At 42.0% G+C, this 10,474-nt stretch carries 4 protein-coding genes; all 4 read left to right on the top strand.

The features are described from left to right. Positions 1–685: isochorismate synthase (locus F1560_RS15955; protein ID WP_149475721.1), on the top strand; the 685-nt coding region annotated here is incomplete at its 5' end. A 49-nt stretch (positions 686–734) separates the two neighbouring features. After that, the gene (locus F1560_RS15950; RefSeq protein ID WP_210095911.1) at positions 735–2,348 is read left to right on the top strand and encodes a (2,3-dihydroxybenzoyl)adenylate synthase; all 1,614 of its coding nucleotides are present in this window, start codon (positions 735–737) and stop codon (positions 2,346–2,348) included. A 28-nt stretch (positions 2,349–2,376) separates the two neighbouring features. Next, positions 2,377–3,288 (top strand): isochorismatase, encoded by a 912-nt coding sequence (locus tag F1560_RS15945; protein WP_149475639.1) that lies wholly within the window; start codon positions 2,377–2,379, stop codon positions 3,286–3,288. A 22-nt stretch (positions 3,289–3,310) separates the two neighbouring features. Continuing rightward, entirely contained in the window at positions 3,311–10,465 is a 7,155-nt protein-coding gene (locus tag F1560_RS15940; protein ID WP_149475638.1) for an amino acid adenylation domain-containing protein, read from the top strand. The last annotated feature ends 9 nt before the right edge of the window (positions 10,466–10,474 follow it).

Here is a 10,474-nt window from a genome sequence, read left to right as displayed (position 1 = left end):
GTATACATTTGCAGTCGATTTAACGGATGAAAAACCGGCCGGCAAACCAAAGGAATCTAAAGGAAAACGTACACTGGTTGGCGCCAGCCCAGAACTGCTTGTATCCAAACGCGGACATACTGTATTTGCAAATCCCCTTGCAGGTTCCCGTCCTCGCAGTGATGATTTAGTCGAAGATCAAAGGCGGGCCAAGGAGCTGCTAGATTCGGAAAAAGACTTATATGAGCATGCTGTCGTTGTTGACATGGTGAAGGAAGCACTGGCTCCATTCTGTGAAACAATCGAAGTGCCAGAGTCACCGTCTTTAGTGAAGACAGAAGCAATGTGGCATCTTTCGACAGAGATACGTGGAACTTTAAAACAGCTAGAAACATCTTCGTTGGAGCTGGCTATTGCACTGCATCCGACACCAGCTGTTTGTGGTTATCCAACAGCATTAGCTCGTGAAGCTATCTATGAAATAGAGCCATTTGAACGAGGTCTCTTTACCGGAATGGTCGGTTGGTGTGATGAAAACGGGGATGGAGAATGGATTGTAACAATTCGCTGTGCTGAAGTAAAGGAACGTTCTATACGGCTGTTTGCTGGTGCGGGAGTGGTAGCTGGTTCAAAAGCAGAAGAAGAATTGAACGAGACTTCAGCTAAGTTCCGAACGATGCTACAGGCAATGGGTATAAAAGACTGATAGAAGTTTTGCAGGAAACTATAAACGAATGAGCAGGGAGGAAATTATTTTGTTAGATGGATGTCAACCTTGGCCCCATGAAATTGCCGCATTTTACCGTGAAACAGATTGCTGGCGGGGTGAAACATTTGGACAAATATTGCGGGATAGAGCCGCTATGTATAGTGAGAATATTGCCTTAACAAATGGTGAAGAGTATGTGAGCTATAAAACATTAGATGAGAGAGTAGATCAATTAGCGGCAGGGTTTCAGCGGATAGGATTAAAAAAAGAAGACCGTGTTGTCGTTCAATTACCAAATACAATTGCATTTTTTGAAGTTTGTTTTGCATTGTTCAGGCTAGGTGTATTGCCAGTATTTTCACTTCCAACGCATCGCTATAGTGAGATCCAATATTTCTGCGCATTTTCAGAAGCGAAGGCGTATATCATGCCAGATCATTTCAATGGCTATAACTATTTGGACATGGCTCGGGAAGTACATGAAAATACACCTTCCTTACAGCATGTTATTACACTTGGTGAAACAGAGGATTTTGTGAAATTAGCCGATTTATATATGGATGATCAGTATATACAGCCTGAAGTATCACCTAGTGACATCGCTTTTCTACAGCTTTCTGGAGGAAGCACAGGACTTTCTAAACTGATACCGAGAACACATGATGAATATATTTATAGCTTGCGCAGGAGCAATGAAATATGCGAGCTAAACGAGAAGAGCGTCTATTTGGCTGTTTTGCCGATTGCGCATAATTATCCGTTAAGTTCACCGGGGGTGCTTGGCGCACTTTATGCTGGTGCCAGGATTGTTCTTTCATCTGGTCCGAGTCCGGATGAGGCCTTTCCACTGATTGAAAAGGAGAAAGTAAGTATTACAGCACTTGTTCCGCCACTAGCAATTATCTGGCTGGAAGCTGTCAAGACACGGTCTTACGATTTCTCCAGTCTTCAGGTTATTCAAGTCGGTGGTGCACATTTCAGTTCAGAAACTGCTAAAAGGATACGGCCAGCATTTGATTGCAAATTGCAGCAGGTATATGGGATGGCTGAGGGATTAGTGAATTATACCAGGTTAGTTGATCCCGATGAAATTGTCATCCATACCCAAGGGCGCCCGATGTCCCCTTACGATGAAATCCGGATTGTTGACGAGGAAGATCGTGAAGTAGCACAAGGAGAAGCCGGAGAATTGTTAACTCGTGGCCCATATACAATCCGGGGATATTATAAAGCAGATCAACATAATGCAAAAGCATTTACTTCAGATGGATTTTACCGTACAGGGGATTTAGTGAGTTTAAATGAAGCAGGATATATCGTTATGGAAGGCCGTGTCAAAGATCAAATTAACCGTGGTGGTGAAAAAATAGCAGCAGAAGAAGTGGAAGATCATCTGATTGCACATCGTCATGTATTAGATGTCGCGATTGTCTCCATGCCCGATAAATTTCTCGGTGAGCGGTCTTGTGCATTTATTATCCCTTTTGAGCAAACACCGTCTGCCGCTGAAATAAAGGCGTTTCTGCAAAAGAGAGGGATTGCAACTTATAAAATTCCTGATCGAATCGAGATTGTTAATTCCTTTCCGCAAACACCTTTCGGGAAAGTCAGTAAAAAAGCTTTACGTAAGATGATTACAGAAAAATTAGCAAATGTATAAAATCAAAAATATGAAAGGAAGTGTTTTAATGGGTATTCCTAAGATTCCATCTTATTCAATGCCGAATGTATCGGATTTTCCAGAAAATAAAGTTTCATGGCAGGTGAACCCAGACCGGGCTGTTCTGCTTATTCATGATATGCAAGATTACTTTTTAAATTTTTATGACAGAGGTCAATCACCGGTAACGGAGCTGGTAGACCATATTGAATTACTGAAAGCACAATGTAAAAAACAATCTATTCCAGTAGTTTATACAGCACAGCCAGGTGATCAGAATCCAGAGGATAGGGCACTGTTAACAGATTTCTGGGGTGAAGGGCTTTCGGATGATCCAGCGCAGACTAGCATTATTGATGCACTCACACCCGAGGAAAATGATTTAATGCTTACGAAATGGCGGTATAGTGCATTTAAAAGATCAGACTTTCTGGATATTATACAGAAACAAGGGCGTGACCAGTTAATTATTTGTGGTGTTTATGCACATATCGGATGTCTTCTAACTGCAGCTGAAGCATTTATGTATGATATACAGCCTTTCTTTGTTGCTGATGCAGTTGCAGACTTTTCATTGGATGAGCATAAAATGGCGATCGAATATGCAACAAAACGATGTGCAGCTACAACTTCTACTGCTGACATACTGCGAGAATTGCAAGTGAGTGAGGGGAGCTATACAAAGGAAGAAACACACATGACAGGATCATTTACTTTTGAAGCAATGCGCCAACAAGTTGCCGAACTTCTGGATTTGGAGGCTGAAGAACTTTCAGATACAGATGATCTGTTCGATCTAGGGCTCGATTCCATTCGGCTAATGAGTTTGGTTGAGTCGTGGAGACAAAAGGGGTTAGAAGTTAATTTTATCAGGTTGGCAGAAAAAGGTAACTTATCAGCATGGTGGAATTTAATCGACAGGGTAAGAGACAAGGTATAAATGAAAAAGGAGGTTTAAAGATATGCCTAGATCGATAGTGGCGCATCATTCATTGACTGGTGCTCAAGCCGGTATTTGGTATGCACAACAACTGGAACCGGAGAATCCTATTTATAATACGGCTGAATATGTTGAGATTAACGGTAGTCTACAGCTAGAACACTTTGAAAAAGCACTACGGCAGGCAATCGAAGAGGCAGATTCGCTACATACCAGGTTTGGAGAGAGTGAAGAAGGACCATGGCAGGAAGTTCGTGAACAGAGAGATTTTTCCTTTCATTTTATAGATGTAAGTGGGGAGAAAAATCCGCGACAAGCTGCTGAAAGTTGGATGAAGGTCGACCTTGCAGAAGCAATTGATCTGACACAAGATTTTCTGTTCAAGCAAGCCTTATTTAAGGTGAGTTCGGATCAGTATTTCTGGTATCAGCGTATTCACCATATTGCTGCGGATGCATATGGATTTGCGCTCATAGCACAGCGAGTAGCAGATATTTATACATCACTTGTATATCAGCATCCTGTTGTAGACAAGCTGGGGTCATATCAAGATGTGTTAGAGGAAAATGAGGCATATCTAACTTCGGAGAAATACATGCATGATCGCACTTTCTGGATGAACCGTTTTAGCGATCAACCCGACGTAGTAAGTTTCGCAGATACTTCGTCACGATTATCAAACCAGATTATCTATCAGACAGGCTATGTCCCAACTGATACAGTGGATCAATTGAAACAAATGGCCAATAGAGGAAGTTTGTATGAAGTAATTGTTGCGGCTGTAGCCGTTTATATGCAGCGGTTAACTAGTGCTGAAGATGTTGTTCTCTGTTTACCGATGATGTGCCGTATGGGCACATCATCGGTAAAGGTACCTGCAATGGTAATGAATTTGCTGCCATTACGTCTTGCGGTGCGTCCTAGTATGACTTTTTCAGAATTAATGCAGCAAGTGCAGCGAGAAATGCATGAAGTTCGTTTGCATCAGAATTACCGACATGAAACATTACGTCGAGACCTGAAATTGGTGGGTGGAAATCAGCGATTATTCGGTCCGCAAATTAATATGATGCCGTTTGATTATGAATTAAATTTTGCTGGAAGTATAGGGAAAACGCATAAGCTTCATACAGGACCAGTGGATGATCTTTCTCTAAATATTTATGATCAGCGTGATGGTAAAGGGCTAAGAGTCGATCTTAACGCGAATGCAGATATTTATAGTGAACAGGAAATAGAACTTCATCTCGGGCGTCTTTTACATGTAATAGAAAATATTGCAATGACAGAAGCAGATGTGAATGTTTCGGAAATGAATGTCCTTTTACCAGAGGAAAAAGACAATGTCTTATACAGATGGAATCGTACTTCGTTAGAGCAGGAGCAAGTAACTGTACAGGAAATATTCGTAAGGCAGGCGATATCTACACCGAAGGCTCAAGCGTTGAGATTTAATGAAAAGACGCTTACGTATTCTGCATTGAATGAGCAAGTTAATCGTCTTGCCCACTTACTAAAAGAACATGGGCTGGGACCTGAGAAATTTGCTGTATTAGCACTGCCGCGATCAGAAGATATGGTTATTGCCATCTTAGCTGTTCTAAAAACGGGAGCAGCCTATTTACCGATTGATCCGGATTACCCATCTGATCGTATTGCTTATATGCTGGATGATGCCAAGCCTATGTGTATACTGACACATCAGTCAGTACAGTATGATTTGCCAGAAAGTGAAGTTCCGAATCTCGTGTTAGATGATTTAGTTGTTCAGGAAAGGTTAGCTGCCTATGCTAATATCGATTTTCCTTGCGTACCAATAGCATCTCATCGGCCAGCATATATGATCTATACATCTGGTTCGACTGGTCGGCCGAAAGGGGTTGTTGTGACCGCGGAAGCCTTGATGAATTTCCTTCATTCGATGCAAAACAGATTTAAATTAGGGAAAGAGGATCGATTTTTAGCTGTTACAACAATCGCTTTTGATATATCGGCACTGGAAATATTTCTCCCGCTTATTAGCGGATCAAGTTGTGTTATTGCAGAAAAGGAAGTAGTTAAAGATCCCGTTTTATTAGCGCATCTGATTGAAGAAAACAGTATTACTGTCATGCAGGCAACACCAACTCATTGGCATGCCCTCGTCTCGTCATTCCCGCAAAAATTACGGGGACTACGGGTGCTTGTCGGTGGAGAGGCGCTTACAGCTAATCTAGCAGAAGCGCTTAATGAACTTGATTGTGAAGTAACAAACCTTTATGGTCCGACAGAAACAACGATATGGTCTACAGCGATGACCCTTAATCCGAAGCAAACAGGTATTCCTTCCATCGGGAGCCCGATTGGAAATACACAGGTATTTGTGCTGGATTCCAGCTTGCAGCCTGTTGCCCCTGGAATGAGCGGAGATTTATATATAGCTGGAAAAGGACTGGCACGAGGATACTTTAACAGACCTGATTTAACTGCGATAAGCTTCATTGCCAACCCATATGGGTCACCAGGAGATCGAATGTATCGGACTGGCGATGTTGTCCGTTGGGGAGCAGAAGGCAGGCTTGAATATATAGGTAGATCAGATCATCAGATTAAAATTAGAGGTTTTAGAATCGAGCTTGGAGAAATTGAGGCTTTTCTTGCAAAAGACTGCACTGTTAATCAAGTAGTAGCTGTCGTTCGGGAGGATGAGTTAGGGGATAAACGCTTAATTGCTTATCTTGTACCAGAGATAGGAGAAGAAATTGATCTAACTGAACTTCGCCAATCTGCACGAAATAAGCTGCCTGCCCATATGGTTCCTGCCGCATTTGTTATATTAGATGCCTTGCCATTAACGCCTAATAAGAAAATTGATCGAAAAGCGTTACCGGAACCGGATATCATGAAAGGCGATCAAAGCCGAGAACCAAGAACCCCACAAGAAGAAATATTATGTGATCTATTTAAACAAGTTTTAGGTGTTTCGGAAATAGGGATTGATGATAGTTTCTTTGATCTTGGTGGACATTCGTTACTTGCTGCCCAGTTAGTTAATCGAATTCGTGAAGTTTTTGAAGTTGAGGTCGGCATTGGAAAGATTTTCGAGACTCCGACTATTGCAACTCTTGTTAAGCAGCTGGACAAGGGTAAGCAAGTAAGACCACCTATTGAGAAGGAAGAAGTTCAAGAAATGATTCCATTATCATTCGCGCAACGACGTTTATGGTTCCTATACCAGCTGGAAGGACCTAGTCCAACTTATAATATCCCGGTTGTCGTTCATTTAAAAGGAACATTAAATTACGCTGCATTACGGGATGCGCTGGTGGATGTGGTTGAGCGACATCAATCATTAAGAACAATTTTTCCGGAACAAGCAGGGGCTTCCCAACAGCTTATATTGGATACCGAGGCGGCCAAACCTGTACTGCATGTGCATCAAATTGAAGAAGCGAAATTAAATGATCAATTGAACAAAGCTGTAAGGTATTGCTTTAACTTGGCAAAGGAGCCGGCGTTTCGGGTTGAGCTTTTTGAATTAGAAGCGGACAAGTATGTGCTTGTCTTATTACTGCATCACATTGTAGGTGATGGATGGTCGCTGACGCCTTTAACAGAGGATCTAAAGCGGGCATATGTTAGTCGTTGTCAAGAAGAAGCTCCAAAATGGACAGCATTACCCGTGCAGTATACAGACTATGCGCTTTGGCAAGAAAAACTGCTAGATAACAAGCAGGATACCAAACCTTTAGCTGATGAACAGCTTGCTTACTGGCAAGAAACATTAGCAGACTTGCCTGACCACCTAGAATTACCGACAGACTATTCCCGCCCATTGGAGTCAAGCTATCAGGGAGAGACATACCAATTTACGATTCGCCCGGAACTGCATCAGCAGTTGCTGGATATGGCTGCACAAAACGGAGTCAGTTTATTTATGACATTACAAGCAGGGCTGACAGCATTGCTGACACGACTAGGAGCAGGAACTGATATACCTTTAGGAAGCCCAGTAGCGGGAAGAAATGATGATACGCTAACCGATCTTGTTGGTTTATTTATTAATACATTGGTGTTGCGTACAGACACATCTGGTGATCCAAGCTTCCGGAAATTGCTCGACAGAGTGAGAAAGATCAATATCAATGCTTATGAAAACCAAGATCTACCGTTTGAAAGATTAGTAGAGGTACTAAATCCAGTTCGTTCGAGATCAAAGCATCCATTATTTCAAATTATGCTCGCACTACAAAATACAACTGCTCCGGACCTGGATTTACCTGATCTAGAGAGTGATTTATCGATTTATAGTGTAGGAGCAGCTAAGTTTGATTTTACGTTAGAGTTTCGTGAACGTTTTAATGACATTGGAAATGCAGATGGTTTAGATGGTTTCCTAGAATTTAGTACGGATCTTTTTACGGAAGAAACGATCGTATTGATGGTAAGACGGCTTATTCTGTTATTAGAATCAGCTGTGAAGGATCAGGAGCAACCGATTGGACGTCTTGAAATATTGGAACAGGAAGAAAAGCAAAAGTTGCTGACACTTGGAAGTGCAAATGAAGATATGCAAGAGCTGTCCTTGCCATCGCTATTTGAAAAGCAAGCGATGCTTCATCCAGAAAATATTGCACTAGTAATTGAAAACGAAAAAATGAGTTACCAAACATTGAATCAGAAAGCGAATCAGCTTGCACATTTATTAATAGCTGAAGGTGTTGGCCCGGAGCAGTTTGTCGCACTTGCTCTACCAAGGTCATTTGAAATGATAATCGGTTTATTAGGGATATTGAAGGCTGGAGCAGGATATGTACCGCTCGATCCGAATTATCCAAGTGAACGTATCGCATTTATGCTAGAAGATGTAAAGCCGAAGTTTATCATTACAAATGAAGCATATGCTGCCAAACTTCCGGAAACGGATGTGACTCCAAGTATTGTCTTGGACAAAAAAGAAATTGTAGAAAAGTTAAATGAAAATAAGGTTACAAATCCGACAGATCATGAACGAGTCCAGCCGTTGATGCCGCTTCATCCAGCTTACATTATTTATACTTCCGGCTCAACGGGTCTTCCAAAAGGGGTTGTTATTCCTCACCAAAATGTTCATCGTTTGCTTACGGCAACTGATCAATGGTTCCAATTTAGAGCAGATGATGTATGGACGCTGTTTCACTCTTATGCATTTGACTTTTCTGTTTGGGAAATGTGGGGTGCTCTATTGTATGGCGGGCGTCTTGTTATTGTACCGCATACGATTAGCCGTTCACCTGCTGACTTTCTGCAGTTACTTGTTCAAGAAGGAGTTACCGTATTAAATCAGACACCTTCCGCATTTTATCAGTTAATGCAGGCAGATCGGGAACAGGAAGTAATCGGGCAGAATCTAGTATTAAGGTATGTCATTTTTGGAGGAGAAGCACTCGAATTAAGTCGATTGGACGATTGGTATGAAAGACATGCTGATGATGCACCGAAGCTAATCAATATGTATGGTATTACAGAAACAACTGTTCATGTTACGTACATGGAGCTTAGCGAGAGGACTTTGTCAGCACGAGCAGCTAGTATCATTGGCCAAGGTATACCTGATCTTGATGTATTTGTATTGGATAATTTTCTCCAGCCGGTTCCATTAGGTGTCGTAGGGGAATTGTATATATCCGGTCCTGGATTAGCGAGAGGTTATTTTGGCCGAGCCGATCTGACTGCAGGTCGCTTTATAGCTAATCCCTATGGGGAGAGTGGTACAAGAATGTACCGCACAGGTGATTTAGCTTGTTGGAAAGACTACGGAGTGCTGGATTATTTAGGTAGAGCCGACCAACAGGTTAAAATAAGAGGATTCAGAATTGAGTTAGGAGAGATCGAACATGTGCTTTCGGAACACTCTCAAATAGATCAAGCAACAGTGATAAGCAGGGAAGATCAACCTGGTGATCAACGGCTTATAGCTTATGTTGTCTTAAAGAGAAACGAAAATGGAGAGCGTGTTGATTTACGGCACTGGGTTGCAAAACGCTTGCCTGATTATATGGTTCCATCAGCGTTTGTAGTGATCGACGAATTTCCATTAACACCTAATGGCAAACTCGATTACAAGGCATTGCCTCAACCTGAATATACAGTAGAAATGACTGGACGTGGGCCAAGAACACCACAAGAAGAAGTCCTTTGTAACCTATTTATGGAAGTACTTGAAGTGCCTTATGTTGGGATCGATGATGAGTTTTTCCATCTTGGTGGTCACTCTCTGCTTGCTGTACAGTTGATGACGCGAATTAAAGAAACGTTCGGTATAGAGCTTAGTATTGGTAATCTCTTTGAATCTCCGACTGTTGCAGGGCTTGCTGAACGATTGGAAATTGGTGATGATCATAGTGCACTTAACGTGTTGTTACCACTGCGTAGAAGCGGTAGTCTTCCACCGATATTCTGCGTACATCCTGCAGGAGGGCTTAGTTGGTGCTATGCGGGGCTGATCAAAGCATTAAGGAAGGACTTTCCGATATACGGCTTGCAGGCACGAGGAATTTCGGAGCCAGGCAACTATCCGAAGTCTTTGGATGAAATGGCTGCGGATTATATTGAGCAGATACAAAGTGTTCAGCCTGAAGGTCCTTATCATCTGATTGGATGGTCATTAGGTGGGAATGTTGTTCAAGCAATGGCAGCAAAACTTCAACAACAAGGGGAAAAGGTTGCACTTGTTGCTATGCTGGATGCATATCCAAATCATTTTCTTCCGATAAACAATATGCCTAACGAATCAGAAGCGCAGATTGCTTTACTTGCCTTGGGAGGATATGATCCTGAAAGTTTTGGGAAGAAGACATTGGAATTGGAGGATGTAATCGAGTTGCTTAAGAAAGACGGTAGTGCATTAGCAAGCCTTGATGACGCTGTGATTATGAACTTGAAGAAAACATATGTACAGTCTGTACATATTTTAAGCAAATCAGAACCGGAAATATTTGTTGGTGATATTCTCTTTTTCCGGTCGACTATTATTCCAGAGTGGTTTGACCCGATACATGTTAACGCATGGGAATCTTATATTCATGGGAATCTTGAAGCGTATGATATTCATTGTCGTCATAAGGACATGTGTCAGCCGGAACCTTTGGCGGAAATCGGAGAAATTATTTCTAAAAAGCTAAACAGTATGTATGGACGTACCTTAATAGATTCATAGAGGAGAGAT

The organism is Oceanobacillus polygoni (assembly GCF_008304605.1).
Taxonomy (GTDB): domain Bacteria; phylum Bacillota; class Bacilli; order Bacillales; family Amphibacillaceae; genus Oceanobacillus; species Oceanobacillus polygoni.
This window is presented reverse-complemented; position numbering and strand designations above follow the sequence as displayed.